19 protein-coding genes, 5 tRNA genes, 1 pseudogene and 1 riboswitch are annotated in these 24,653 nt (G+C 71.6%); of the genes and pseudogenes, 11 read left to right on the forward strand and 14 right to left on the reverse strand.

Annotation, left to right across the window (positions count from 1 at the left end; all coding sequences use genetic code 11):
* Window positions 1–2 precede the first annotated feature (2 nt).
* Genes lhgO through ACIQVL_RS47935 form a run of 3 tightly spaced genes read left to right on the forward strand, consistent with a single transcriptional unit; the run spans window position 3 to window position 3,527 of the window.
* Complete coding sequence (gene lhgO / locus ACIQVL_RS47925; RefSeq protein WP_403444081.1) at window positions 3–1,223, forward strand: L-2-hydroxyglutarate oxidase; 1,221 nt, start codon at window positions 3–5, stop codon at window positions 1,221–1,223.
* 44 nt (window positions 1,224–1,267) lie between these two features.
* Window positions 1,268–2,164, forward strand: coding sequence for a tRNA (guanosine(46)-N7)-methyltransferase TrmB (gene trmB / locus ACIQVL_RS47930; RefSeq protein ID WP_403443952.1), 897 nt, complete (start codon window positions 1,268–1,270; stop codon window positions 2,162–2,164).
* Between the two features lie 10 nt (window positions 2,165–2,174).
* Window positions 2,175–3,527 carry a PrsW family intramembrane metalloprotease gene (locus ACIQVL_RS47935; protein WP_403443953.1) on the forward strand — a complete coding sequence of 451 codons (1,353 nt, stop codon included), beginning with the start codon at window positions 2,175–2,177 and terminating at the stop codon, window positions 3,525–3,527.
* Between the two features lie 104 nt (window positions 3,528–3,631).
* On the opposite strand, the gene ACIQVL_RS47940 is transcribed toward ACIQVL_RS47935, so the two are convergent.
* From ACIQVL_RS47940 to ACIQVL_RS47960, 5 genes and pseudogenes are all read right to left on the reverse strand, one after another.
* Window positions 3,632–4,576 carry an aldo/keto reductase gene (locus ACIQVL_RS47940; RefSeq protein ID WP_403478788.1) on the reverse strand — a complete coding sequence of 315 codons (945 nt, stop codon included), beginning with the start codon at window positions 4,574–4,576 and terminating at the stop codon, window positions 3,632–3,634.
* A 183-nt stretch (window positions 4,577–4,759) separates the two neighbouring features.
* Window positions 4,760–5,797, reverse strand: a complete 1,038-nt coding sequence (locus ACIQVL_RS47945) for a M23 family metallopeptidase (protein ID WP_403478789.1) — start codon at window positions 5,795–5,797, stop codon at window positions 4,760–4,762.
* 7 nt (window positions 5,798–5,804) lie between these two features.
* A riboswitch (cyclic di-AMP (ydaO/yuaA leader) is annotated at window positions 5,805–5,965 on the reverse strand.
* Between the two features lie 250 nt (window positions 5,966–6,215).
* Window positions 6,216–6,557 (reverse strand): annotated as a pseudogene (locus ACIQVL_RS47950) (PP2C family protein-serine/threonine phosphatase); the annotation flags it as partial.
* Between the two features lie 395 nt (window positions 6,558–6,952).
* A tRNA-Met gene (locus ACIQVL_RS47955) sits at window positions 6,953–7,026 on the reverse strand.
* Window positions 7,027–7,135: 109 nt separating this feature from the next.
* Window positions 7,136–8,266 (reverse strand): dihydrofolate reductase family protein, encoded by a 1,131-nt coding sequence (locus tag ACIQVL_RS47960; RefSeq protein ID WP_403443959.1) that lies wholly within the window; start codon window positions 8,264–8,266, stop codon window positions 7,136–7,138.
* 127 nt (window positions 8,267–8,393) lie between these two features.
* Between ACIQVL_RS47960 and ACIQVL_RS47965 the strand changes: the two genes are divergently transcribed.
* From ACIQVL_RS47965 to ACIQVL_RS47975, 3 genes are all read left to right on the forward strand, one after another.
* A complete protein-coding gene (locus tag ACIQVL_RS47965; protein ID WP_403443962.1) occupies window positions 8,394–8,921 on the forward strand; it encodes a MarR family winged helix-turn-helix transcriptional regulator in 528 nt (175 codons plus the stop codon).
* 165 nt (window positions 8,922–9,086) lie between these two features.
* Window positions 9,087–9,728, forward strand: coding sequence for a GTP cyclohydrolase II (gene ribA / locus ACIQVL_RS47970; protein ID WP_403443964.1), 642 nt, complete (start codon window positions 9,087–9,089; stop codon window positions 9,726–9,728).
* A 54-nt stretch (window positions 9,729–9,782) separates the two neighbouring features.
* The gene (locus tag ACIQVL_RS47975; protein WP_403443967.1) at window positions 9,783–10,370 is read left to right on the forward strand and encodes an O-methyltransferase; all 588 of its coding nucleotides are present in this window, start codon (window positions 9,783–9,785) and stop codon (window positions 10,368–10,370) included.
* Between the two features lie 106 nt (window positions 10,371–10,476).
* Here the strand turns inward: ACIQVL_RS47975 and ACIQVL_RS47980 are convergent, their stop codons facing one another.
* Entirely contained in the window at window positions 10,477–10,899 is a 423-nt protein-coding gene (locus ACIQVL_RS47980) for a VOC family protein (protein WP_403443970.1), read from the reverse strand.
* Window positions 10,900–10,945: 46 nt separating this feature from the next.
* The gene (locus ACIQVL_RS47985; RefSeq protein ID WP_403443972.1) at window positions 10,946–11,794 is read right to left on the reverse strand and encodes an NAD(P)H-binding protein; all 849 of its coding nucleotides are present in this window, start codon (window positions 11,792–11,794) and stop codon (window positions 10,946–10,948) included.
* Between the two features lie 118 nt (window positions 11,795–11,912).
* Between ACIQVL_RS47985 and ACIQVL_RS47990 the strand changes: the two genes are divergently transcribed.
* Window positions 11,913–12,857: a cupin domain-containing protein gene (locus ACIQVL_RS47990; protein WP_403443975.1), complete on the forward strand. Its 945-nt coding sequence runs from the start codon at window positions 11,913–11,915 to the stop codon at window positions 12,855–12,857.
* A 177-nt stretch (window positions 12,858–13,034) separates the two neighbouring features.
* Here ACIQVL_RS47990 and ACIQVL_RS47995 read toward each other — a convergent pair.
* The 6 genes from ACIQVL_RS47995 to ACIQVL_RS48020 all read right to left on the reverse strand — a co-directional run bounded on the left by ACIQVL_RS47995 (window position 13,035) and on the right by ACIQVL_RS48020 (window position 21,761).
* Window positions 13,035–13,107: transfer RNA gene (locus ACIQVL_RS47995), tRNA-Lys, on the reverse strand.
* Between the two features lie 109 nt (window positions 13,108–13,216).
* Complete coding sequence (locus tag ACIQVL_RS48000; protein WP_403443978.1) at window positions 13,217–14,755, reverse strand: amino acid permease; 1,539 nt, start codon at window positions 14,753–14,755, stop codon at window positions 13,217–13,219.
* 48 nt (window positions 14,756–14,803) lie between these two features.
* Entirely contained in the window at window positions 14,804–17,911 is a 3,108-nt protein-coding gene (locus ACIQVL_RS48005; RefSeq protein ID WP_403478790.1) for an FG-GAP repeat domain-containing protein, read from the reverse strand.
* Between the two features lie 206 nt (window positions 17,912–18,117).
* Entirely contained in the window at window positions 18,118–20,304 is a 2,187-nt protein-coding gene (locus ACIQVL_RS48010) for a DEAD/DEAH box helicase (RefSeq protein ID WP_403478791.1), read from the reverse strand.
* A 444-nt stretch (window positions 20,305–20,748) separates the two neighbouring features.
* Window positions 20,749–21,276: a hypothetical protein gene (locus ACIQVL_RS48015; RefSeq protein ID WP_403478792.1), complete on the reverse strand. Its 528-nt coding sequence runs from the start codon at window positions 21,274–21,276 to the stop codon at window positions 20,749–20,751.
* Window positions 21,277–21,407: 131 nt separating this feature from the next.
* Window positions 21,408–21,761 carry a metallopeptidase family protein gene (locus tag ACIQVL_RS48020; RefSeq protein WP_218162377.1) on the reverse strand — a complete coding sequence of 118 codons (354 nt, stop codon included), beginning with the start codon at window positions 21,759–21,761 and terminating at the stop codon, window positions 21,408–21,410.
* A 106-nt stretch (window positions 21,762–21,867) separates the two neighbouring features.
* On the opposite strand from ACIQVL_RS48020, the gene ACIQVL_RS48025 reads away from it, so the two are divergent.
* From ACIQVL_RS48025 to ACIQVL_RS48040, 4 genes are all read left to right on the forward strand, one after another.
* Window positions 21,868–23,550 carry a metallophosphoesterase gene (locus tag ACIQVL_RS48025; protein WP_403478793.1) on the forward strand — a complete coding sequence of 561 codons (1,683 nt, stop codon included), beginning with the start codon at window positions 21,868–21,870 and terminating at the stop codon, window positions 23,548–23,550.
* A gap of 81 nt (window positions 23,551–23,631) precedes the next feature.
* Window positions 23,632–23,704, forward strand: a tRNA-Glu gene (locus tag ACIQVL_RS48030).
* Window positions 23,705–23,741: 37 nt separating this feature from the next.
* Window positions 23,742–23,816 (forward strand) — tRNA-Asp (locus ACIQVL_RS48035).
* Window positions 23,817–23,840: 24 nt separating this feature from the next.
* Window positions 23,841–23,914 (forward strand) — tRNA-Phe (locus tag ACIQVL_RS48040).
* Between the two features lie 72 nt (window positions 23,915–23,986).
* Here the strand turns inward: ACIQVL_RS48040 and ACIQVL_RS48045 are convergent.
* Complete coding sequence (locus ACIQVL_RS48045; protein ID WP_403443987.1) at window positions 23,987–24,484, reverse strand: PH domain-containing protein; 498 nt, start codon at window positions 24,482–24,484, stop codon at window positions 23,987–23,989.
* Between the last annotated feature and the right edge of the window lie 169 nt (window positions 24,485–24,653).

The raw sequence follows: 24,653 nt of genomic DNA on the forward strand, positions 1-24,653 counted from the left end.
AGGTGGTGCAGGTGCGGGCCGGGTTTGCTTACGACTGTGACGTGCTCGTCGTCGGGGGTGGCATCGTCGGGCTGTCCACCGCGTACGCGGTCACCCGTGCCGCGCCCGGGACCCGGGTCGTCGTGCTGGAGAAGGAGGCCGGTCCCGCGCGGCACCAGACGGGGCGGAACAGCGGGGTCATCCACAGCGGGGTCTACTACCGACCCGGGTCGCTGAAGGCGCGGTACGCCGTCAAGGGCGGCGCCGAGATGGTCAAGTTCTGCGCGGAGTACGGCATCGCGCACGCCGTCACCGGCAAGCTGATCGTCGCCACCGGGCGGGAGGAGCTGCCCCGGCTGCACGCGCTCGTGCAGCGCGGCCGGGAGAACGGCATACCGGTGCGGGAGCTCGGGGCCGCCCAGATCGGGGAGTACGAGCCCGAGGTGCGGGGGCTCGCCGCCATACACGTCGGGACGACCGGGGTGGCCGACTTCGTGGGCGTCGCCCGGCAGCTCGGGGAGGCCTCGGGGGCGGAGATCCGCTACGGCGCCCGGGTGGTCCGGGTGGACCGGCGTCCGGAGCGGGGCGTGGCCGTGCTCACCTCGCGCGGCGACGTCGTACGTGCGCGCGTGCTGGTCAACTGCGCGGGACTGTACTGCGACGAGGTCGCCCGGCTGACCGGGGACGAGCCGGGGATGCGGATCGTGCCGTTCCGCGGGGAGTACTACGAGCTGGCGCGGCCGGAACTGGTGCGCGGACTGGTGTACCCGGTGCCGGACCCGGCGTTCCCGTTCCTCGGGGTGCATCTCACCCGCGGGATCGACGGGGGCGTGCACATCGGGCCCAACGCGGTGCCGGCGCTGGCCCGGGAGGGGTACGGGTGGGACGTCGTCCGGCCCCGGGAGGTCGCCGGGACGCTGGCCTGGCCGGGGTCCTGGGCGCTGGCGCGGCAGCACTGGCGGTACGGGGGCGGAGAGCTGCTCCGGTCGGTCTCGAAGAAGGCGTTCACGAAGGCCGTACGGCGGCTGCTGCCCGCCGCGGAGGAGGGGGACCTGGTGCCGGCGGCCGCGGGGGTGCGGGCGCAGGCCGTGCTGCGGGACGGGACGCTGGTCGACGACTTCCTGATCAAGGAGGGGCCGCGGACGGTCCACGTGCTGAACGCGCCCTCGCCCGCGGCGACCGCCTCGCTGCCGATCGGGCGGGAGGTGGCCCGCAGGGCGCTGGAGGCGCTGGGCGCGGTGTGACACCCCGGCGGGCCGTCCCGCGGGGGCCGTAAAATCGACGCACTGTGTCTGACTCCCGCAACGCCCCCGAAGCCCCCCGGCCCGCCGAGACCGGCCCCGCCGAGCACGTCCCCGGTGCGCATCCCGACCACGCCCCCGGGCTGTCCGTCCGGCACACCCGGGCCAAGGGGGAGCCGCGGTTCCCGGACGGGCCCAGGGCCGATCCGGCCGGGTCGCACTTCGAGCGGCGGATCCGCAGCTTCCAGCCGCGCCGCAGCCGGGTCACCGCCGGGCAGGCCGACGCGCTGCAGCGGCTGTGGCCCAAGTGGGGCCTGGACATCGACGGGCAGCGGGTCATCGACCTCGGCGAGCTGTTCGGCAACGGCGACCCGGTGGTGCTGGAGATCGGATTCGGGATGGGCGAGGCGACCGCGCAGATGGCCGCCGAGGAGCCGGGCGTCAACATCCTGGCCGTCGACGTGCACACGCCGGGCCAGGGGAACCTGCTCAACCTCGCCGACCAGAACGGGCTGTCCAACGTCCGCGTCGGCAACGGCGACGCGATCATCCTGCTCCGGGAGATGCTCACGCCCGACTCGCTGGACGGGCTGCGCGTGTACTTCCCGGACCCCTGGCCGAAGAAGCGGCACCACAAGCGGCGGCTGATCCAGCCCGAGTTCCTCGACCTCGCCGCGACCCGGCTGCGGCCCGGGGCGATCGTGCACTGCGCGACCGACTGGGAGCCGTACGCCGAGCAGATGCTGGAAGTGCTGGACGCTCACCCGGAGTTCGAGAACACGCAGGCCGAGGGCGGTTTCGCGCCACGTCCGGCGCACCGGCCGCTGACCCGTTTCGAGGGCCAGGGACTGGACAAGGGACATGTGGTGAACGATCTGCTCTTCCGCCGCGTACAGCACCGGGTGCCGCAGAGCGAGCGGCACCGTCAGGAGTCACCTCGTTAGGGTCGATGCCGTGGCCACCTCCCCGCCGCCGTACCCGCAGTACTCACCACAGCCGCCGCGGCCGCCGTATCCGCCGGACCCCGCCGGGCACGGTCTGCGGCATCCCCGCTGGTGGCAGCGGCGCTGGGTGCGGTACACGGCGCTGAGCACGCTGCTGGCCGTCTCCGGTCTGGTGATCCTCGCGCTGGTGCGGGAGCAGACCGGGACCGAGGGCTTCCTCGTCGGGCTCGGGCTCGCCGTGCTGCCCGTGCCGCTGCTCGTGGGCGCGTTCCGGTGGCTGGACCGGGTACAGCCAGGACCCTGGCGGAACCTGCTGTTCGCCTTCGCCTGGGGCGCCTGCGCGGCCGCGCTGATAGCCATCGTCGCCAACAGTTTCGCGACCAGGTGGATAGCGACGGCGACCGCGGACCCGAGCAGCGCGGACACGCTCGGGGCGACCGTGATAGCGCCGGTCGTCGAGGAGTCCGCGAAGGCGGCGGCCGTCCTGCTCGTGTTCCTCTTCCGCCGGCGGGACTTCACCGGGATCGTCGACGGGGTGGTGATAGCGGGGGTCACCGCCACCGGGTTCGCGTTCACCGAGAACATCCTCTACCTCGGTACGGCCTTCGGGACCGACCAGCTGAGCGGGGACAGCGGGATCGCCTCCGTCACCGCCGCGACGTTCTTCGTGCGGATCGTGCTGTCGCCGTTCGCGCATCCGCTCTTCACCGTCCTCACCGGCATCGGCTTCGGCATCGCCGCGCTCTCCGGGGAGCGGCAGCGGGCGCGGCGGGCGCTGGTGCCGGTGGCCGGGCTGCTGCTCGCGATGAGCATGCACGCGTTCTGGAACGGGTCGTCCACGTTCGGGCAGTACGGGTTCTTCGCCGTGTACGGCATGTTCATGGTGCCGGCGTTCGGACTGCTGACCTGGCTGGCCGTCTGGACGCGGCAGCGGGAGCTGCGGGCCGTACGGGAGGAGCTGCCGGCGTACGTCTACGCGGGGTGGCTGGGCACGGCGGAGCCGTTCGTGCTCGGGTCGATGCGGGCGCGGCAGATGGCCCGGGAGTACGCCGCGTACCACTTCGGGAAGGCGGCGGGGCGGGCGGTCGCCGAGTACGAGGGGTACGCGACGACGCTGGCGCTGCTGCGGCGCCGGGGGCGGCGGGGGCGGGCGGGGGCCGACTTCGTGGCGCGGGAACGGGAGCTGCTGACCGAGCTGTGGAGCCGACGGGAGCTGGTGCGGCCGGCCCTGGAGTACGCGGCCCGGACAGCCGCACCGAGCGGCTGGCCGGGGTACGGCGGATACGCGCCGCCGGCCTACGGGGCGACGGTGCCGTATCCGGCCTCTCCCGCCGCTCCGGCCTACAACCCGTACCGGAGTTAGCGCTTCGGGTCGCGCCCGGCCCGGCACCGCCGGAACACGCCGTACGGGCCGAGCGGCGTTGCGGCGGAAAGGGTGCAGCGCAGGAGCGGGGGGCGGGGGCTCCGTCAGGCGGAGGCCGTTGTCAGCTTCGTCAGTTCCTCGGTCGTCAGGGTCAGGTCGGCGACGCCCAGCAGGGGCGGGAGTTGCTCCAGCGTCCGGGCCGAGGCGATCGGGGCCGTGATGGTGGGCTGGGCTGCCAGCCAGGCCAGGGCGACCGTGGGGACGGGCGCGGCGTGGGTCTCGGCGATCTCGTCGAGGGCGGCCAGCACCTTCCGGCCGCGCTCCGACTCGGCGTACTGGGCGGCCCGGCCCGCCCGCGCGCTGTCGACCGTCGTACCGGGGCGGTACTTGCCGGTGAGGAAGCCGGCGGCCAGCGAGAAGTAGGGGACGGCCGCGAGGCCGGTGCGGGAGGCCAGGTCCTGGAGGGGGCCCTCGTAGGTGTCACGGGAGACCAGGTTGTAGTGGGGCTGGAGGGCGACGTACCGGGCGAGGCCCTCGCGGTCGGAGAGGTCCAGGGACTCCTGGAGCCGCTCCGGCGTGATGTTGGACGCGGCGATGTGCCGGACCTTGCCCGCCCGCACCAGCTCGTCCAGCGCGCCGATGATCTCCTCGACCGGGATCTCGGGCTTGTCGAAGTGCGTGTAGTACAGATCGATGTGGTCGGTGCCGAGACGGCGCAGGGACGCGTCGGCGGCGGCCTTGATGTTGGCGGCGGACAGGCCGAGGTACTCGGGGTGCTGGCTGACCTTCGTCGCGATGACGACGTCGTCGCGGTTGCCGCGCGCCTTGACCCACCTGCCGATGATCGTCTCGGACTCGCCGCCCTTGTTGCCCTCGATCCACGCCGTGTACGAGTCGGCGGTGTCGACGAAGTTGCCGCCCGCGGCGGTGTACGCGTCGAGGACGGCGAAGGAGGTGGCCTCGTCGGCGGTCCAGCCGAAGACGTTGCCGCCGAGGGCGAGCGGGAAGACCTCGAGGTCGGAGGAGCCGAGTTTGCGGAGAGCAGTCATGCTCCACTTCAACACGGGTCGCCCGGAGACCCATCCCGTCGAGTACGAAGGTCTCGTAAAAGCGGAATCCGCGGCTCGGCACACCGGCGGCCCTGACGCCGGGGGGTTGTCGTCAGGGCCGCCGGGGGCCGGTCGGTGCGGTCCGAATCCGCGTCCGGTCGGGTTGCAGCAGGTCAGGTCGGGTCAGGGGTTGAGGCCCTTGCCGCGCAGCCAGGTCATCGGGTCGATGGCGGTGGCCTGGCCGTTCGGGTGGACCTCCAGGTGGAGGTGCGGGCCGGTCACGTTTCCGGTGGCGCCCACCCGGCCGATGACGTCGCCGGTGGCGACCTTCTGGCCGACCTTGACGCCGATCGAGGACTGGTGGCAGAACCACAGCTCGGTGCCGTCGTCGAGGGTGATGATCGTGCGGTAGCCGTAGGAGCCGGCCCAGCCCGCCTCGGTGACCGTGCCGCTGTGCACGGCCTTGATCAGCGTGCCGGTGGGCGCGGCGAAGTCGAGGCCGGTGTGGTAGCCGGAGGCCCACATGGAGCCGGCCTGGCCGAAGGTGCCGGTGATCGTGTACGAGACGACGGGCAGCGTGTACTGCTTGGCCAGCTCGGCGAGGCGGGCCTGCTCGGCCTTCTGCTTCGCGGAGGCCTCGGCCTTGTCCTTGGCGTCGGCGGCCTTGGCGGCGGCCGCCTTCTCCGCCTTGGCCTCGGCGTCCGCGATCGCCTTGTCGGCGGCGGCGACGGCCTTGGCGCTGGCCTTGGTGTCGAGCTGGTTCTGCTGCTGCGCGGCCTGGGCGATGATCCGGCTGCGCAGTGCCTCGCCGGCGTCGGACGAGGAGGAGTCCGCGTCGGTGGCGGTCGTCGTGGTGACGCTGCTGAGCGCGGTCTGGGTGGCCTGGTGGCCGCCGCCCTCGCCGAGCAGGGCGTCGACGGAGGAGGGCAGGTCGGGCAGCGAGATGGAGACCGGCGGCTTGCCGGTGTTGGCGCTGGCCATGCCGCCCGCGCCGACGGCGGCGATGACGCCGACGCCGAGAACCGTGGAGCTGCGGGCGAGCCCGCCGCCCTTCTGCTTGGCGACCCGGTGCCGGCCGCGCGCCGCGGAGAGCGACTCCTCGGTGGGGTTCCACTCCTCGAAGGGGCCCTCGTCGGCGCGGTAGCCGCCGTAGCCGAAGGTCTCGGGCTGACGCTGGCTGGGCACGAACGGGGCTGTAGGAGCAGGCGGGTTGGACGCCACGCGGGCGCACTCCTTTCCTTCCGCTGCCTACCGGGTTAGCTGACGGGTTCGGAGCGGGAAGGTCTCCTACGCGCGTATACCGGCCGTTTCGTACCCGGCGGTAGCCGTGCGATTCACCCCAAGGTGGTGGTTCCCCGGTTCCCTTGCGGGATTCGGCGCGTGCGCACGGAGCCGTCGCGGGTGACGGCTGGGACGACCGCGCTGCGTTATCGAACGTTAATAGACACGGCTACCAGATTCCAAGCAGTTCGTCTTGATCATTAAGCTTTCAAAGCATGGACTTACCTGCCACGACCGGTAAAAAACGGTCGAGTCGATGGTGTGCACTGCTCAGCTCAGGAGTCACACAGGTTTTGATGGTGACTCAGTTGTTATGCGCAGGGCGGTCGTCCGGACACCGAACGTGACCGCGCGCCGCTCAGGGCCGCCGTACGGCGAGCAGCGCCATGCCGTCCGTCATGCCGCCGCCGGTGTGCCGGCGGACCTCGGCCGCGAGCCGGGCCACCAGGGCGCCGGGAGTGGCGGCGGTACGGCCGGTCAGCCGCCGCTGCGGGTCGTAGAACCGGCCGTGCGCGTCCCGCGCCTCGGAGAGACCGTCGGTGTACAGCAGCAGCGTGGCGCCGCTCGGGAACGCGTGCTCGGCCGCCCGGTCGGGCCACGCCCCCAGCTCACCCAACCCGAGCGGCAGCGCGGCCTCCGGCGCCCGCACCGGGCACACCTCGCCGTCGCCGGGCAGCAGCAGGGGCGGCGGATGACCGCGGGGCTGCCGTGAAGAACGGGACCGCGGTGAAGGCCACGGGGGTGACGAAGTCGTAGCAGATGCCGGCGCAGATCAGCAGCGCGGGCAGGAGGCGGGCGAGGGTGCGGGCGGATGTGACGGATGCCGGGCCTGCCGGACCGTGCCGCTCCGCGTCTGCGCCGCCCACCGCACGACCCCTCTGCTGTTCCGTGCCTCCGACTTGCGCGGTGTGCTCGACGTGTTCGATGCGTCCGGTGTGTTCGATGCCTGTCCGTCCCAGGTTTGCGGCTGTGAGCGGGTGGGGCGAACGGTGTGAGCCGGGCGGATGAGTACGGAAGTGTGTGATGAGGAACACGTGCCCGGACATGACTCAGGGCCGGAATCCTCGGATCTTGGATTCCGGCCCTGAGTTTCAGTAGCGGGGACAGGATTTGAACCTGCGACCTCTGGGTTATGAGCCCAGCGAGCTACCGAGCTGCTCCACCCCGCGTCGGTGAAACCAGCATACGCCATCGGAAGAGGTGGAGTCACACGGGTTACTTCCGGTGGACGCCTCAGGTCGGCTCAGGCCCGCTCAGATCGGCTCAGCTCAGGTCGGCTCAGGTCAGCAGATGCCCGTTGGGCGCCTTCGCCTCCCCCTCGTACTCGCCGAGCACCAGCACCTCCACCCCGGCCTCCCGCAGCATCCCCGTCCCGTCGGCCGCCGCCACGAACGTGTCCGGCTCGCGCCACGCCGTCACCACCCGTCGTACCCCGGCCCGGAGGACCAGCTCGGCGCAGGGGTGCGGCCGGGAGGCGCGGTGGGTGCAGGGTTCGAGGCTGGTGTAGACCGTGGCCGCGGCCAGCCGGGGGTCGTCCGCGGGGATCTTGGCCAGGGCCGCCTCCTCCGCGTGGACCACGGGGTCGCCGGCCTCCCGGGAGTGGCCGCGGGCCAGTTCCGTGCCGTCGGCCGCGACGACCACCGCGCCCACGCTGAACGCGGTCCGGGAGGGCGGGCACTCTGCCGCCAGTTCGCAGGCGAGCCGCAGCCAGTGCCGGTCCGCGGCGGCCGCCGACCCGCCGGTACCGGGGGCCGTGGGCTCGTAGCGCATGAGGACGACGTCCTCGATCCGGCGGGTCTCCAGGAGCCGCAGCCGCCCGGCCTGGTACCCGCCGGGACCGAACAGCCGCGGTGCCTTCGGGTCGCCGACGAGGAGGGGGGCCAGGACCAGCTGGAGCTCGTCGGCCAGGCCCTGCTGGAGCAGCTGGGTGTGGACGGTGCCGCCGCCCTCGACCATCAGCCGCCGTACGTCCCGTACGTCGTGCAGGTGCTCCAGGAGCAGCCGCCAGTCGAGGTCGGCGCCGAGGGAGACGACGTCGGCGGCGATCCCGAGGGCGCGGGCCCGCCGCACGCCCTCGTCCGTCGTGTACACGGTCTTCTCGCCGCCGGTGTGCCAGAACTTCGCGTCCGGGTCGAGGTCGCCGGTCGCGGTGACCGTGACCTTGAGGGGGTACTCGGCCCGGCCGGCGGCGGTCCGGGCCGCGCGCCGCTCCGGGGAGTTGACCAGGAGCCGCGGGTTGTCCGCGCGGATGGTGCCGGCGCCGACCAGGATGGCGTCGACGCAGGCCCGTACCTCGTCGACGCGGTCGAAGTCGGCGGGCGAGGAGAGCAGGAGCCGGTCGGGGCCGGTGTCGTCGAGGAAGCCGTCGAGGGAGACGGCGGCGGACAGCAGAACGTAGGGGTACGGCATCGGACGCGCTCACTCTCGGCGGGCGGGCGAGCAGGCTGACCGGCCGGCCGTACGGCTGACGGGGAGCGGCCTGACTGCTCTGACACGGACGCTTGGTTAAAGTTTGAAACAAACCTACACTGGTGCCATGACGACTCGCTGGCTCACTCCGAAGGAGCAGCGCGCCTGGCGCGCCTACATGGCGGCGACGCACCTCCTGGAGGACGCGATCGACCGGCAGCTCCAGCAGGACGCCGGCATGCCCCATCTGTACTACGGCATCCTGGCCAACCTCTCCGAGGCGCCGGAGCGCAAGCTGCGCATGACCGATCTCGCCGAGAAGTCGAAGATCACCCGGAGCCGGCTGACGTACGCCGTGACCCGGCTGGAGAAGGACGGGCTGATCCGGCGCGAGGACTGCCAGTGGGACAAGCGGAGCAGCTTCGCGATCCTGACGGACGAGGGCATGACGGTGCTGGAGCGCACGGCGCCGGGCCACGTGGAGACGGTACGGGCGGCGGTCTTCGACCATCTCTCCGCCGAGCAGGTGGAGCAGCTGGAGGAGATCGGCACGGTGATCGCGCGGGCGCTGGAGGGTGAGGGGGCGACTCCGCGGCCGACGTCGGACGAGCTGCCGTGGCGGCGCCGGTCGTCGTCGCCCTGTTCCGGATCCTGAACCCTGTTCGTGCACTTGATTTCCCGAAACCGTACGGAAATCTGTTGCTTCAAATTTAAAGCATGGGGTAGGGTTCCAGCCGTGGATCTGCTTCAAATCTGAAGCAGGCTCCCGCGACGTCCCGTACCGGGACTGCCGTCCTGCACCCGGACACTGGAGAACCCGATGACCGACTTCCCCGCCGCCACCCAGCGCGCCCGCGTCCGGGTCCCGCTGCGCTTCGCCGACGGCTACAGCGTCAACGCCGAACTCGTCACGTTCCATGGCCTGACCGACGGCCAGGAGCACGTCGCCGTGGTCCTGGGCGAGCCCGCCCCCGGCGCCCTGCCGCTGGTGCGCCTGCACTCCGAGTGCCTGACCGGCGACGTCTTCGGCTCGGCCCGCTGCGACTGCGGACCCCAGCTGCGCGAGGCCGTCGAGCGCATCGCCGAGCGCGGCGGCGTCCTGCTCTACCTGCGCCAGGAGGGCCGCGGCATCGGTCTCTACAACAAGCTCGACGCCTACGCCCTCCAGGACCAGGGCCTCGACACCTACGAGGCGAACGCCGCCCTCGGCCTGCCCGAGGACGCCCGCGACTACACCGCCGCCGCCCAGATGCTGGCCGCCCTCGGCATCACCGAGCTGGACCTGCTCTCCAACAACCCCGACAAGGCCGAGCAGTTGCGCGGCCTCGGCGTCACCGTCCGGGACCGGGTCCCGACCGGCGTCTTCAGCACCGCCCACAACGTCCGCTACCTGCGTGCCAAGGTCCTGCACACCCAGCACACGCTGCCGCTGTCCGAGCTGACGGAACTCAACGCGGGCTGAACCCCGCCGGCCGGTGTGCTACCAACGACGGGCACACCGACGAGGGGAGCCTCCATGGACGACCGGCTGGCGCGTGTTCTCGACGACCTCCACCAGGAGGGCCGGGCGCACGACGGCCCGCTGGCCGACCGGCTGCTGAGGCTGCGCAACATGACCCCGGACGCGGCCCGGCTGATCTCGACCCTGATCAGGGCCCGGCGCGCCACGTCCGTCCTGGAGATCGGCACCTCCAACGGCTACTCGGCGATCTGGTTCGCCGACGCCCTCCGCGACACCGGCGGCCGCCTGACGACCGTGGACACCGACGCCGCCCGGGTCACCGCGGCCCTGGCCAATCTGGAGCGGGCGGGAGTACGTGAGTATGCGGACGTCCGCCATGCCGACGGCGCCGAGACCCTGGCCGCCGCCCCGGACGCGTCCGTCGACCTGGTCGTGCTCGACGCCGAACGACCGGCGTACGCCGGCTACTGGCCGCACCTGCGACGAGTCCTCAAGCCGTACGGCATCCTCACCGTCGACAACGCGGTCAGCCACCGCGACCAGGTGGCCGCCTTCCGTGAACTGCTCGCCTCGGCAGCGGAGTTCGCGGTCGACCTGCACGAGGTGGGCGACGGGGTACTGACCGGGGTCCGGGTGCGCTGAGCACCACCGTCGCCTTCAGCGTCGAGCTGCGCACCACCGTCGCCTTCTGTCGCGGTGAGGGTGGGCGGGGGTGGCCCGGACCCGGCGGCTCCCGGTCATGGACCGCTCAGGCCGGGCGCTTCGGATTCATGTCCTTGTGGACGATTTCGAGACGGTTCCCGTCGAGATCGGTGACGTTGGCGGCGTAGTACCCGCTGTAGAAGTACTCGCGCACCCCCGGCTCTCCGTCGTCCTGGCCGCCGGCGGCCAGGGCCGCGGCGTAGGCGGCATCCACCTCGGCCCTGCTGTCGGCGGCGAGGCCGAGGTAGAGGCCGGTTTCGCCCTTCGTGCGCCTGCGCAGCCAGATGCTGCAGCCGATGGCCCTGCCCGAGCCGTACACGCGGTCGCAGAGTCCGAAGAGGTCGGGGACGTGGTCGGTGGTCGACTCGAAGGCACCGATCTGCCGCCAGCCGAGCGGTTCGAGCGCCTCGGTGTAGAAGGCGGCCGCGCGGTCGACGTCGGTCACCGAGATGTAGACGTGGTCGATCATCGCGGGGTCTCCTTCGAGGTGGTGGCTGCGAGGTCGTCGGCCATGGTCACTTCGCTTCCGGGTTCCAGGCACCGGCGTTGCGCTCGGCGAATGCGCGGAAGGTCGTGGCCGCGCGGCCGGTGACCTTCTCGACATCGCCGGTGGGTGGGGCGCCGTTGCCGGTGATGAGGGCGTCGGTGAGCCAGCGCAGCAGCACGGCGAAGTCGGCGGGGACGCCCGCGGCGACAGCACCCTTGAGGAACGCCTCCTGGTCGATGTCGTTGTGGACGACGGGGCGGCTGCTGACCGAGGCGATGGTGTCCGCGACCTCCTGGAAGGTCAGGGCCCGGGGGCCGGTGAGCGAGTAGGTGGCGTGGGCGTGGGCTTCGGGATCGAGCAGCGTCTCGGCCGCGACCGCAGCGATGTCGGCCGCGTCGACGAAGGCTTCCCTGCCGCCGTTGCTCGGAGCCGTGATCTCTCCGTCGACGACCGGCATGTGGTCGTCGGCGAAGTTCTGCATCAGCCACGCGGGACGCAGGATCGAGTGCGTCAGGGCGCGCCGGGAAGCGAGGTCGGCCTCGATGGCCGCGATGTCGATCCCGGGCGGTGCCTGGTCGGCGTTATAGGCGCTCAGGTAGGTGACATGGCGCACGCCGGCACCCTGCGCGAGGTCCAGAAAGGCGGCGACCTGCTCCGCGTAGCTGACGCGCATGGTCGGTGTCACCAGGTAGAGGCGGTCGACGCCGGCCAGGGCGTCCGCATGGCTTGCCGGATCGTCCCAGTCGAAGCGGACATCGGCTCGGCTGCGCGATGCGGTGCGGGAGGTGACTCCGCGCCGATTGAGCTCCCCGGCCAGCAGCGAGCCGGTCCTGCCGGTTCCACCCAGGATGAGCACGGAAGGCGTTGCGTTGTTCATGGCTCTATCGTCGGCGCACCGAATGAGAGACTCCATGCGTGAAGCGCTCGATCTTTTGCGCGAGACTCTCATGCGATGCACCTTGACGCTGTCACTCGTCCCACTTGACCATGAGCACATGGACCTACTCACCGACCACCTGCTGCGGGCGCGCGCCACCGGCGCGGTGTTCGCGCGGACGGTCGCCGAACCACCGTGGGGGTTGCGGCTGGGCGGCTCGATCCAGCTCTCGGTGCATACGGTCGTGCGCGGCCGCGGCTACCTCTGGCTGGACACCCCCGGCAGTGCTGTCGAACTCGTTCCGGGCGACGTCACGCTGGTGCGCGGCGGACCGAACCACTACATCGGGCACGAGCCGGGCGCCGAATGCCTGGAGCCGGAGGAGTTCCGGGCGCGGTACGCCCAGGTGGGCCCCGGTGACAACCCGCGCGCCACGGTGTTCCTGTGCGGCGCCTACCAGTTCTCCGGCGATGTCGGCAGCGGACTGCTTGAGGCACTGCCCCAGGTCATGACCCTCTCGGCGGCGATCGACGACCCCATTCGGGAGGTCATCACGCTGATCTCCCGCGAGCTGCTCCGTACCGAACCCGCCCAGCAGATCGTGCTGGACCGCCTCCTCGACCTGCTGCTCGTGATGGCCATCCGCAGCGACCTGCGCCGCAGCGACACCGCGCCACGCTGGTACCGGGCTTCCGCCGACCCGCGACTGGGCGCCGCACTCCAAGCCGTGCACGAGAATCCGGCCCGTTCCTGGACGGTTCCGGAACTCGCCACGATCAGCGGCCTGTCCCGGCCCGCCTTCGCCCGGGTGTTCCGGGAAGCACTCGGTCAGGCTCCCATGCAGTACCTGACGGAATGGCGGATGACCCTCGCCCGCGACCATCTGCGCGCCGACGACCTCACCCTCAACCAGATCGCCGACGCCATCGGCTACAGCTCGCCCTACGCCTTCGCGGCAGCCTTCAGCCGCCACCACGGTCAACCCCCCGGTACCTGGCGGCAGCAGGAACGAGCAACCCGGGCCACCCGACTGCTCACCACACACCGCACCAGCACCTCCTGAACCCCGGTCGGCCTCGTCGGCGAGAACCTCGCGCCCCAACCGATCCGCCGGCCGCGGGCACATCCGCTCACGGATCGCTCACGCACGAGCCCGAGAACGAAGCAGCGCCCGACCCGACCGAAGTCGACTCAGGCGCTGCACAGCAGGACAGAGGGGGTAACCCCCGCCTGCAACCCGTAGGCCGTGTGGGACTCGAACCCACAACCAATGGATTAAAAGTCCACTGCTCTGCCAATTGAGCTAACGGCCCAGGCGATGTTGCCTCCCCGAGCATAGCCGGACGGAGGCGTCTCGCCGATCGGGTATCGGGGTCGTGGCCGCGTCGCGTGGCAGACGTGGGACGGACGGGGTCCGGTGGGTCAGAGATCGACCAGTTTGGCGGTGTCCTGGGAGCGTGCCCTGTCCGGGTTGAGGAACCAGTGGCGGGCCGAGGCCTGCCACCAGATCGCGGCGAAGCCGAGGACGGCCAGGACGGCGACCGGGGCGTAGTTGAAGGACTTCCAGGTGACCGGGGAGACCTGCGGGAGCATGAAGAGGACGGTGATGATCACGACCCAGGTCACCGAGATCACGCCGACGACCTGCGACCAGCGGCCCAGGTGCCAGGGGCCGCGCTCGAACGCGTCGCCCTTGCGCACCCGCAGCAGCGTCGGGATCACGTACGCCACGTACAGCCCGATCACCGCGATCGACGTCACGGCGGCGTAGGCCGTGTAGTTGATCAGGTAGGGGAGGCCCAGGGCGAGCGCGGAGAGGGCCGCCAGCCAGACCGCCGCCACGGGGGTGCGGGTGCGCGGGCTGACCGTGTGCCAGACGCGGGAGAAGGGGAGCGCGCCGTCGCGCGAGAAGGCGTAGATCATACGGCTGTTGGCCGTCACCGAGGCCATTCCGCAGAAGAGCTGGGCGCCGATGACGACGAGGAGCAGGAGTTTGCCGGAGGTCGCGCCGAGTGCGTCCAGGAGGATCTGGGCCGGGGGCGCGCCGGTCGGGGACGCCAGTTCCTTGTCGTAGGACTGGATCGCGAACGTGAAGCCGAGGAGGAGGACGAAGCCGGCTATCCAGGAGGTCCAGATCGAGCGGACGATGCCCTTGGGGCCCGCCGTCGCCGCGTCGTGGGTCTCCTCGGTCATGTGCGCCGAGGCGTCGTAGCCCGTGAAGGTGTACTGGGCCATCAGAAGGCCGAGGAGGACGACGTACGGGCCGCTGCTCCAGCCCGTCTCGTTCACGAACTTCGTGAAGACGAAGGACGCCGACTGGTGGTGGTCGGGGACGAAGGTCAGCGCGCCGACGATGACGGCGACACCCAGCACGTGCCACCACACGCTGACGCCGTTCAGGAAGGCGACCATGCGGACGCCGAAGGTGTTGAGGAGGCCGTGCAGGACGAGGATCGCCGCGAAGAGGAGGATCGTGCGGCCGGGAGTGACGGTGAAGCCGAACTGGAGGTTCAGGTAGGCGCCCAGGAAGGACGCGGCGCCGAAGTCGATGCCGGCCGTCACCGCCACCTGGCCGAGCACGTTGAACCAGCCCGTGAACCACGCCCAGGCGGCGGCACTGCGGGGCGGGGCCAGGCGGTGGGCCCAGAAGTAGAGGCCTGCCGAGGTCGGGTACGCCGAGCAGATTTCGGCCATCGAGAGGCCGACGAAGAGGGTCATCAGGCCTACCGCCACCCAGCCCCAGGTGATCACGGCCGGGCCGCCGGTGATCATGCCGAAGAGGTAGAGGGTGAGACAGCCGGAGAGGACCGAGATGATCGTGAAGGACACCGCGTAGTTCGAGAAGGCCGACATACGGCGGGCCAGGACCTGGGTGTAGCCGAGCTGGGCGAGCCGTTCCTCGTCGGAGAGCGCGCCGGGAGCCGGGCCGGAGGGCGACTTGGCTGTCGCGTCATCTGTCATGCCCCCAGCGATTCCCTCCCTGGGGGCGTGACATGCGTCACAAGTTGGCTAGAAAAGGCCCTTGTAGCCCTGCCAGCCCGTCGCGATCTTCACCCGGGCCGCGAACGTCCCCTTGCCGGTGCCGCTCAGCCGGTACAGGTTCCCTGCCGTGTCGCGCGCGACCAGGTCGCTCTTCCCGTCCCCGGTGATGTCCCCGGCACCGACGACCGCGTTGTACGACGCTCCCCACCCGGCGGCGATCCGCACCCGGCCCCCGAAGGTGCCCTTGCCGGTGCCGTAGTACCGGTACAGGTTGTCCGCCCTGTCCTGCGCGAGCAGATCCCCGATGCCGTCGCCGTTCAGGTCCCCGGCGCCGACGACCTTCTTGTACGTCTTCCAGTTGCCGTACAGCTGCACGCGCGCGGAGAGCCTGCCCGCGCCGGTCGTCCGGTAGAGGTAGACCGCGCCGGTGGAGGCGTTGCGGGCGAGCAGGTCGGGGCGGCCGTCCCTGTTCAGGTCACCGGGCGAGGTGAGGACGTCGTACTGGTTCCAGCCGCTCGCACCGAGGGTCGTGTACGACGTCGACGAGGTGAGCGCGGCGCCGCAGGCGGGCTTGTAGGCGCGCAGCGCGCCGCCGGGCGTGCGGACCAGCACGTCGTTGCAGCGGTCGTTGTCCAGGTCGCCGTACGGCACGGCGAGCGTCTTCGTCGACCAGCCCTTCCCGGAGACCGTCCCGGCGAAGCCGCCCTTGCCGGTGCCCTGCTGGAAGGTCAGTGTCGATCCGGAGGAGTCGAGGGTGAGCAGGTCGCCGATGCCGTCGGCGCCGACGTGGTCGTGGCGTACCGGGCTGCCGGTCTTGATCCGCGCCGAACCGGTCACCCGGAGGTCCGCCCCGGTGCCGTCGGCCGGTCTGACGGACAGCGTCCACTCGTACGTACCGTTCGGCAGCGGCACGTCCCCGGAGGCCGTCCGGTCCATGCCGAACCAGCCGACCTTCAGCTCACCGCGCACCTCGGCGCCGCTGTTCGCGGTGTCCACGACCTTCCCGGTCGCCTTCGAACGCACGGTCAGCTGCCATCCCGCGGCCGGCTTCGACAGCAGCAGGGTGGTCAGGGTGTCCGCGGTCGTGTCGACCGGCGCCGGGTCGACCGAGGCCGCGTTCTGTGCCGGGGCGAGCAGCCGCAGCGGCTGCTGCGGCACCCCGGACGGTACGAGGTGGACCTGTTCCTCGTCGTCGACGTAGGCCGCGTTCGCCCCGGACTCGTCGACCGTCCAGCGCACGTCCCGCTGCGGGACACCGGTGTCGGGCAGTTCACCGACGACCCGGCCGACGGGAGTCCCGTCGGCGACGGCCGTCAGCACCAGTTGCCCGGCGTTCTTGTCGTGCGTGACGACGTACCCGTCACCGAGCCTCGCCTCGTCGGCGGGCACGGGCACCGACTTCTTCGCCGTACGGTCGTACACCCCGGCCGTCGTGCCGCCGCAGTTCCAGTACAGGTAGCGGCCGTTCGCCTGGAGTTCGGTGGGCGCGCAGCCGCCGTCGCCGAGGGTGAGCGTCTCGACGGTCTTCCTCGCCGCCAGGTCGTAGGCGCCGACCTGCCCGGGGGTGGTGGCGCTCGCGGTCCAGAGCAGGTTGCCGGAGAGGGCGGCGGCGCCGGGGCTGCGGGTGACCTCGGGGCCCGCGCTGTCACCGGTCTTGTAGACGTACTGCTGGGTGTCGGTGGTGTAGAGGACGTACTCGCCGGAGACTTCGGTGATCCGGCCGCCGGCCGGGACTTCGCGGTCCCAGAAGCGGTCCACCCCAGGGCCGTTCGCCCGCAGCCGGTCGGAGTCGCCGGGGGCGCCCGCCCCGCGCATCAGCCACACGGTCAGGCCCGAGGCCGTACCGAACAGCTGCGAACAGCCGGCGTCCGTCAGCGCGCAGTCGCCCAGCAGGACGTTCCCGCCGCCGTAGTTCGCGCGCGCCCCGAACGCCGGTGTGCCGGTCGCGGCGACGGTACGGCCATAGGTGGCGCGGTTGCCGTACTTGCTCTCGTCCACCTCGACCAGCCGCCCCTGGTCCAGCGACAGGCCCTGGATCGGGTACGGCGGCTTCGGCAGCGCCTTGACCATCTCCACGACGGGGCGGCCGTCGGCCCCCGCCCGGACGCGCTGCACACCCCAGTCGTCGGCACCCGTGCGGCCGACGACGACGGCACCGCCGTCCGGCGTGGCCGAGACACCGGGGCTGGACGCGGCGGTCAGGGTGACCGGGTCACCGCCCGCGATCGGGACAGCCGTCACCTGCCCGCCGCTGCCCGGCCGGTGCACCAGCCAGTCCCCGACGACCGCGAGGTCGTCGGCCGTGGCGAAACCGCTCGCCGCGCGGTCCAGGGCGACCGCGACCGGAGCCGCCGCCGGATCGGCCCGCGCATAGACGTACGCCGTGGTGGCCTGGGCACCGGTGTAGGCGACCAGGTACCGCGGCGAGAGCTTCACGTAGTAGGCGTCGGCCGGCAGTGCGCGCGTCCAGCTCTCCACCTGCCCGGTCGCCGGGTCGACCTCGGCCAGGTGCAGGCCGTCGTCCAGCTTGGCCAGGAAGATCAGTCCGTCCGCGTCGCCCCGGAGCACCCCGCCGACGATCATCCCCGCCGGGGCCCCGCCGACGGTCACGTCCCGGGTGGTGCCGTCCGGGCCGGCGGTCAGCAGGTGCTTGACCTTGGTGACGGTGCCGTCCTCGGCGGTGACCTGGTGGTAGGTGACGACCGTGCCGCCGTAGACGCCGAGGTAGGTCTGGTCCCCGGGCACCCGGACGGTGGTGATCGTGCCGTCCACCGCGTCCCACAGGTCGATGCGCCCGTCGGAGTACCGGTAGGCGAGGACGTCGCTGCCGGTGGCGGTCTGCTGGGTGAGGTTGATCAGCGGCGCGTCGAAGGACCGGCCGTCCGAGTACCGCGTCCACACCGGGGTCGGATGCCCCTCCAGGAGGTGGAACACGCCCTGTGTGCCCGCCCCGTCGCCACCGGTCCGCTCGTCGTACGAGAACAGCGGCGCCGAGGTGTACGTGGTGCGGTACGTGGCCGGGACCACCGTCTCCTGCGCCGGCCCGGCGACCGCGCTGCCCAGCGGGCCGAAGGCGCTGATCAGCGCGGCGGAGGCGGCTACGGCCAGCACGGACACGAAGGCGTGACGCGCCAAGGTGAGTCCTCCTCGTGGGAAACGGAAGGACGCGCGCCGCTCGGCTGCCCCGCCCCCGGCTGTCATGTCCCCCTCTGAAGTGCGCTGATTTTACAGTCACCTCACGGGTTCATGGGAATCCCTTTCCGATCCGCCGTGCGATCCGGAAACGGCTGAGCGCCGCGTCCCGGTGCGGGACGCGGCGCTCAGCCGTTCATGAAGGTGCGTCAGCCGTTGCGCTTCCAGCGCGGCTTGTCGTCGCGGCGGCCGACGGAGCCGGAGGACGAACCGCGGTGGTCGTCACGGCGGCCGAACGGGCGGTCGTGGCCGCTGTGGCCGCCGCTGCGGAAGCCCGGACGGTCGTCGCGGCGGTCGCGGTTGAACGGGCGGTCGCTGCCACGGTGGCCGGACGGGCGGTCGTCCCGGCGGAAGCCGCCGCGGTCGTCGCGGCGCTCGAAGGAGCGGCCGCCACGGTCGTCACGGTCACGGTCGAAGGAACGGCCACCGCGGTCGTCACGGTCGTCGCGGCGGAACCCGCCACGGTCGCCGCGGTCGTCACGACGCTCGTCGCGGCGGAAGCCGCCACGGTCGTCACGGCGGTCGCGGTTGAACGGACGGTCGGTGCGGTCGCGGTCCCGGTCGAAGGAACGGCCACCGCGGTCGCCGCGGTCGTCGCGGTCGAAGGGACGACGGTCGTCACGGCGTTCGAAACCGCGCTCGCGGTTTTCGCGGCGCTCGAAGGGACGGCCGCCACGGTCGTCACGACGGTCGTCGCGACGCTCGAAGCCACGGTCACGGTTGAACGGGCGGTCGCCGCGGTCCCGGTCCCGGTCGAAGGAACGCTTCTCGAAGCCGCGCTCCCGGTTGTCCCGGCGCTCGGTCTCCCGCGCCGCCGGAACCGTCGGCTCGGCCGCCACGGCGGCCTCCTCGACCACCACGGCCTCCGCCTGGGCCTGCGCCTCGGCCACCGCGGTCTCCGGGTCCTCGCCGCGCTCGCGGGCGACCCGGGCGACCAGCCGGTCGGCCTCGTCGCGCAGTTCGGCGGCCCGGCGCTGCGCCCGCTCCAGCTCCTTGGTGAGCTGGGCGACCTCGCGCTCGGCCTGCTGCGCCGCGTTGGCCGCGGACTCGGACTGGACCTCGGTCATCGAACGGGCGCCGGTGATCTCGGCGACCTCCGGCTCGAAGGCGGTACCGGAGTTGATGATGTGACGCCCGGCGTCGACGCCCGCGTCCTCCATGAGGCGGAAGATCTGGCGGCGCTGGTGCGGCAGGGAGAGGGAGACGACCGTGCCGGTGCGGCCCGCGCGGGCGGTACGGCCGGCCCGGTGCAGGTAGTCCTTGTGGTCGCCGGCCGGGTCCACGTTGAGGACCAGGTCGATGCCGTCGACGTGGATGCCGCGGGCGGCGACGTCGGTGGCGACGAGGACGTTGACGTAACCGTCCTTGAAGTCGGCGAGGGTCCGGGTCCGGGCCCCCTGCGTCATGCCCCCGTGCAGCGCGTCGGCCTTCACCCCGGAGTCGCGCAGCTGCTCGGCGACGCGGTCGGCGCCCAGCTGGGTGCGGACGAAGATGATCGTGCGGCCCTTGCGGGAGGCGATGGCCGCGGTGACCGGCGCCTTGTCCTTGGGCTTCACGATGAGGATGTGGTGGGACATGGTCGTGACCGCGCCCTGGGCGGCGTCGACCTCGTGCGAGACCGGGTCGACCAGGTAGCGCTTGACCAGCGTGGAGATCTCGTTCTCCATGGTCGCGGAGAAGAGCATGCGCTGGCCGCCGGCCGGGACCTGGTCGAGCAGCTCGGTGACCTCGGGCAGGAAGCCCAGGTCGGACATCTGGTCGGCCTCGTCGAGGACGGCGATCTGCACGTCCTCCAGGGAGCAGGCGCCGCGGTTGATGATGTCGCGCAGGCGGCCCGGGGTGGCGACGAGGACGTCGACACCGCGCTCCAGGGCGTAGATCTGGTTGCCCATGGACGTACCGCCGCAGACGACCTTCATCTTCAGGCCGAGGACGTCGCCGTAGGGCTGGAGCGCGTCGGCGACCTGCATCGCCAGCTCGCGCGTCGGGGTGAGGATGACGGCACGCGGCCGCTTCTTCTCGGTACGGCCGCCGGCCAGCGTGGCCAGGGTGGGCAGACCGAAGGAGAGGGTCTTGCCGGAGCCGGTGCGGCCACGGCCGAGGATGTCCTTGCCGACCAGGGCGTCCGGGATGGTCGCGGCCTGGATCGGGAAGGGGGTCGTCACGCCGTTCTGCGCGAGCTTGCGCACGACGCCCTCGGGGAGACCGAGGTCGGCGAAGGTGATCTGGGTGGTGGTGTCGGTGGTGTCAGCGGTCTCCTCGGAGACCTGGGTCACCAGTTCGTCGTCCTGGGTGTTCTCGGGCACGACGATCTGATCATTACTGGACACGGACATGCGAATGCGAAACCTTCCGGAGTCTCTTCGGCACGCGCCCGTCAACTCCGTGATTCGCTCACGACCGCCTCAATGCGGTCCGCCACGGCAAGGGAGAGTACGCGCCACACGGCGCGCTCTGCGGTGGCGCCGGGCAAATGGGATCAAACGATCTACCACCATACGCACCCAACACCCACGAAGGCAAACCGAGCCGCAACCTCGCAGCTCACAGCAGGTTCACCGGAACCCTTCGACGCTCACGCCAATCCATTTGACGCACGGATCACAGAGATCACGTACACCGGATCAACCCGACCACCCGGATCAGACAGACCGGACGCGCAGCCCTACAGACCCCTCAACAGCGGACCCCGCCCGTCTTCTTCCCGACCCGGGATCGCCGGACTCCTCTCCCGCCGCAACGCCGCTCAGCCCCCGCACCCCTACGTCGGCCCTCCGGGCCTACGCCGGGGTCCCCGCCGCCGGTGCCGGCTCCCGCTGGACCAGTTGCGTCCCGGTGTCCTCGTGCGCCGACGAGGACGGCTCGGCGGACGGCGGGTCCGTCGCCGGGGGCGGCGGGGTGGGGGAGTCCGGCGGTGGGGTGGGCGAGGCCGCCGGCGGCGCGGGCGTCGTCTGGGCCCCCGTCGGCCCGGCCGGCACCCCCGGCGCCGCGCTGCCGCCCGGCTTCGCCGGTACCGCCGGCGCCGCGCTCGCCCCCTTCGTCGGCTTCGCGGACGCCGACGCCGACTCCCCCGGCTTCGCCTTCTCCCCGTGCCCGCGCTTCCCGTCGGCCCCGGCACCGCCGTACCCCGCACCGCCCTCGCCGGACACCGCGGACCCGCCGTCGGCCACGTCACCGTCCCGGTGCCCCGCGGAGTGCGACGGCTTGGCCCTGCCCGCGTCGTCGCCCACGCTCACGCAGCCGGCGGCGGCCGCGACGACCGCCATCACCGTGACGGCCAGACGGACGGGTACGTACAAGGGGCGCACGGCGGCCACCTCCGGGGGCGGAGAAAGGAGTCAACCTGCCCAACTCCCGCCGCCCACAAGAGGACACGCAACCGGCGCAGCACCCGGCACCGCACCGAGCACCGCACCCGTCAGCCGTCAGCCGTCAGCCGTCAGCCGTACCCCAGCGCATGCAGCCGTGCGTCGTCGATGCCGAAGTGGTGGGCGATCTCGTGCACCACCGTCACCTCGGTCTCCGCGACGACCTCCTCGCGCGACGCGCACATCCGCAGCGTCGGCCCGCGGTAGACGGTGATCCGGTCCGGCAGCACACCCGCGTACCACTCCCCGCGGTCGGTGAGCGGAGTCCCCTCGTAGAGCCCGAGCAGCTCGGGGTCCGACGGATCGTCGGGCTCGTCCTCGACGAACACCGCCACGTTGTCCATCAGCCGGGTCAGCTCCGGCGGGATCCGGTCGAGCGCCTCGGCGACCAGTTCCTCGAACTCCTCGCGCGTCATCTCCAGCACAGGCCCATTGTCCGGTACGGAACGCCCGTACGAGAGTCGTGAACCCCCGGACATACAAGCCACGAGCCCCCGCATATCAGCCCCCAAGCCTGGGCATACGGCACCAATGGCCCGCGTCCGCATCCGAACCCGAGCCCAGTCCCGAACCCGAGCCCAGTCCCGAACCCAGGCACAGGCCCAGGCCCAGACCCGAACCGGAGACCGAACCCGAATCAGAGACCGCGTCCGCGGCCGGATCCGCGGCCGAGTCCGTGGCCGAACCGGAGACCGGGGCCGCCTGCCAGGGCTGGAACTGGCCCCCGAGGCACACCGCCCGCCCGCCTGGAGCCGGGTCCTCGGTCTGGCTGCCGTGGTCCTCGTCGGCGCCTGGCTCGGCCTGCTGGTCGTCGGGAACGTCCGCACCCAGGTCGGTCCGATGGACACGACGATGACGCTGCGCCCGTCCCTGACCGGCGGCACGAAGATCAACGTGTCCCCGCTGGGCGCCCTCTACCTGGACACCCACTCCGGCCCCGTCCGCCTCGACGTCAACGTCGACCAGCTCGACCCGGTCCGCGCCCAGGCCCTGGTCGACCACCCCGAGCGGCTCTCCGGTCTCCAGGACGAGGTCGCCCACGACGTCGAGCACGGCACCCTCGACCTGGCCGTACGCTCCGGCGTGGCCGTCGTCGCCGGCGCCACCGCGCTCGGCCTCGCGGTCTACCGCCGCCCGCGCCGCGCCCTGGCCGCCGGCGGTCTCGCCCTCGCCCTGCTGGCCTCGTCCGGCGCGACCGCGTTCGCCACCTTCAAGCCCGAGTCGGTCCTGGAACCGAGGTTCTCCGGCCTGCTCTCCTCCGCCCCGGCCCTGGTCGGCAACGCGCGCAGCATCGTCACCGAATTCGACGTCTACCAGAAGGAACTGGCCCGCCTGGTCACGAACGTGACGAAGCTGTACGACGTCACGTCCACGCTCCCCGCCTACTCCCCGGACCCGGCCACCCTCCGCGTCCTGCACGTCTCCGACATCCACCTGAACCCGGCGAGCTGGAAGATCATCGCCTCGCTGGTGGAGCAGTACAAGGTGAACGTGATCGTCGACTCCGGCGACACCATGGACCACGGCACCGCGGCCGAGAACGGCTTCCTGGACCCCATCGCCGACCTGGGCGTGCCGTACGTCTGGGTCCGGGGCAACCACGACTCCCGCACCACCCAGCGCTACCTCGCCCGGATGAAGAACGTGCACGTCCTGGACGACGGCCGCGCCGAGACGGTCGCCGGGCTGCGCTTCGCCGGGATCGGCGACCCCCAGTTCACCCCCGACCGCTCGTCCGTCCCCGGCGGCGACGCGGCCGAGGAGCTGGCCGGGGACCGCCTCGCCACGGCCCTGCGGGAGCAGCGGGCGGCGGACACCCCGGTGGACGTCGCGATCGTCCACGAGCCGTCGGCGGCCCGGATGACGGACGGCGAGGTGCCCCTGGTGCTGGCCGGTCACCTCCATCACGAGCAGACGGAGCTCCTCCCGCACGGCACCCGGCTCCGCGTGGAGGGCTCCACGGGCGGCAGCGGGCTACGGGCCGTCGAGGGCAGGTACCCGGACCCGATCGAGGCCTCGATCCTCTACTTCGACCGGGACAGCCACCGGCTCCAGGCCTGGGACGAGATCAAACTGGGCGGTCTGGGCGAGACGACGGCCGAGGTCAGCCGTCACCTCCCGGAAGACAACCAACCGGGTGCGAACCCGTCCCCCTCGCAGAGCCCGTCACCCTCACGGAGCACGACCGGCACACCCTCGCCCTCGGCGCCGTAAACCGTTTTGGCGATACTCCCCGCCATCCCATATGCTTCTCACGTCCCCGACGCGCTGACGAAGCGCCCAGGCGGGCCGATAGCCCTCATCGTCTAGCGGCCTAGGACGCCGCCCTTTCAAGGCGGTAGCACGGGTTCGAATCCCGTTGGGGGCACGCAAGATCGTGTGCAACACTGTTGCACGCAGAGCTTGGTCCTGTGGAGCAGTTTGGAGTGCTCGCCACCCTGTCAAGGTGGAGGCCGCGGGTTCAAATCCCGTCAGGACCGCTGGGGTTTCACGTGAAACCTCGTGGCTGGGTAGCTCAGTTGGTACGAGCGATCGCCTGAAAAGCGATAGGTCGCCGGTTCGACCCCGGCCCCAGCCACAACAGACAGCCCCTCCGGGATTCCGGAGGGGCTGTTGTCATTCCCATTCCCCGCGTCTCATCCCCCGGCTCTCACACCCCGGCCCCTGATGCCTCGCCCGCCCCGCTGCGCTTCCTCCACTCCCGGCGCATCAGCTCCAGCTTTTCGTAGAAATCGGGATCCTCGGCGATCGTTCCCGAGGTGAAGGGAATCGGCAGCAGGAACGACGTGCCGTCGGTCCGGGTGACTCCGATCTGGGTGATGCTCCCGTTGCGCCCACGTCCCGCAAGCTGGTGGATGCTCTCGATCTCCGACCAGGCCACCCGCCGGCGCCCGGTCATCCCGCGGGTACGCAGGCCCTCCGCGTCGATGCGCGTCCAGCCCGTCGGCATCCCCGCCAGCGGTACGAACAGCACGGTCGGTATCAACCCGAACATGAACCACAGGCCCATGGCAGAACCGGTCTGGCCGTCGGCCAGGTACCTGGCGGCACGCACGCTCACCGCCCCGGCCCAGACCGCCATCCCCACCGCGAACGCCCACATCACCAAGCGCTGCCTGCGCGTGTACCGAAAGACCGTCTCACTCATGCGTGCAGCCTGACAGCACTCCACCGGCCGACTCCGTTTTGAGCAAGACGGGAGCGGATCATGGCATTCCTTTGAGATCGCTTTGAGAGCATGACGGCTGCATGTCAACGCCGAGCGGAACCGCACCGGGTCCCAACAGGTGGGCTCCCCAGGACTGTTCATCCTCTCC

Origin of the sequence: Streptomyces sp. NPDC090499, from assembly GCF_044769305.1 — a bacterium.
Taxonomy (GTDB): domain Bacteria; phylum Actinomycetota; class Actinomycetes; order Streptomycetales; family Streptomycetaceae; genus Streptomyces.

Coding starts and splice junctions, on each gene's coding strand:
- ACIQVL_RS47975 (WP_403443967.1), top strand. CDS start 9,783: ATGGACGACCGGCTGGCGCGTGTTCTCGACGACCTCCACCAGGAGGGC.
- ACIQVL_RS48025 (WP_403478793.1), top strand. CDS start 21,868: ATGGCCCGCGTCCGCATCCGAACCCGAGCCCAGTCCCGAACCCGAGCC.
- ACIQVL_RS47985 (WP_403443972.1), bottom strand. CDS start 11,794: ATGAACAACGCAACGCCTTCCGTGCTCATCCTGGGTGGAACCGGCAGG.
- ACIQVL_RS48045 (WP_403443987.1), bottom strand. CDS start 24,484: ATGAGTGAGACGGTCTTTCGGTACACGCGCAGGCAGCGCTTGGTGATG.
- ACIQVL_RS47980 (WP_403443970.1), bottom strand. CDS start 10,899: ATGATCGACCACGTCTACATCTCGGTGACCGACGTCGACCGCGCGGCC.
- ACIQVL_RS47960 (WP_403443959.1), bottom strand. CDS start 8,266: ATGCCGTACCCCTACGTTCTGCTGTCCGCCGCCGTCTCCCTCGACGGC.
- ribA (WP_403443964.1), top strand. CDS start 9,087: ATGACCGACTTCCCCGCCGCCACCCAGCGCGCCCGCGTCCGGGTCCCG.
- ACIQVL_RS47990 (WP_403443975.1), top strand. CDS start 11,913: ATGGACCTACTCACCGACCACCTGCTGCGGGCGCGCGCCACCGGCGCG.
- ACIQVL_RS48010 (WP_403478791.1), bottom strand. CDS start 20,304: ATGTCCGTGTCCAGTAATGATCAGATCGTCGTGCCCGAGAACACCCAG.
- ACIQVL_RS48000 (WP_403443978.1), bottom strand. CDS start 14,755: ATGACAGATGACGCGACAGCCAAGTCGCCCTCCGGCCCGGCTCCCGGC.
- ACIQVL_RS47940 (WP_403478788.1), bottom strand. CDS start 4,576: ATGACTGCTCTCCGCAAACTCGGCTCCTCCGACCTCGAGGTCTTCCCG.
- ACIQVL_RS47965 (WP_403443962.1), top strand. CDS start 8,394: ATGACGACTCGCTGGCTCACTCCGAAGGAGCAGCGCGCCTGGCGCGCC.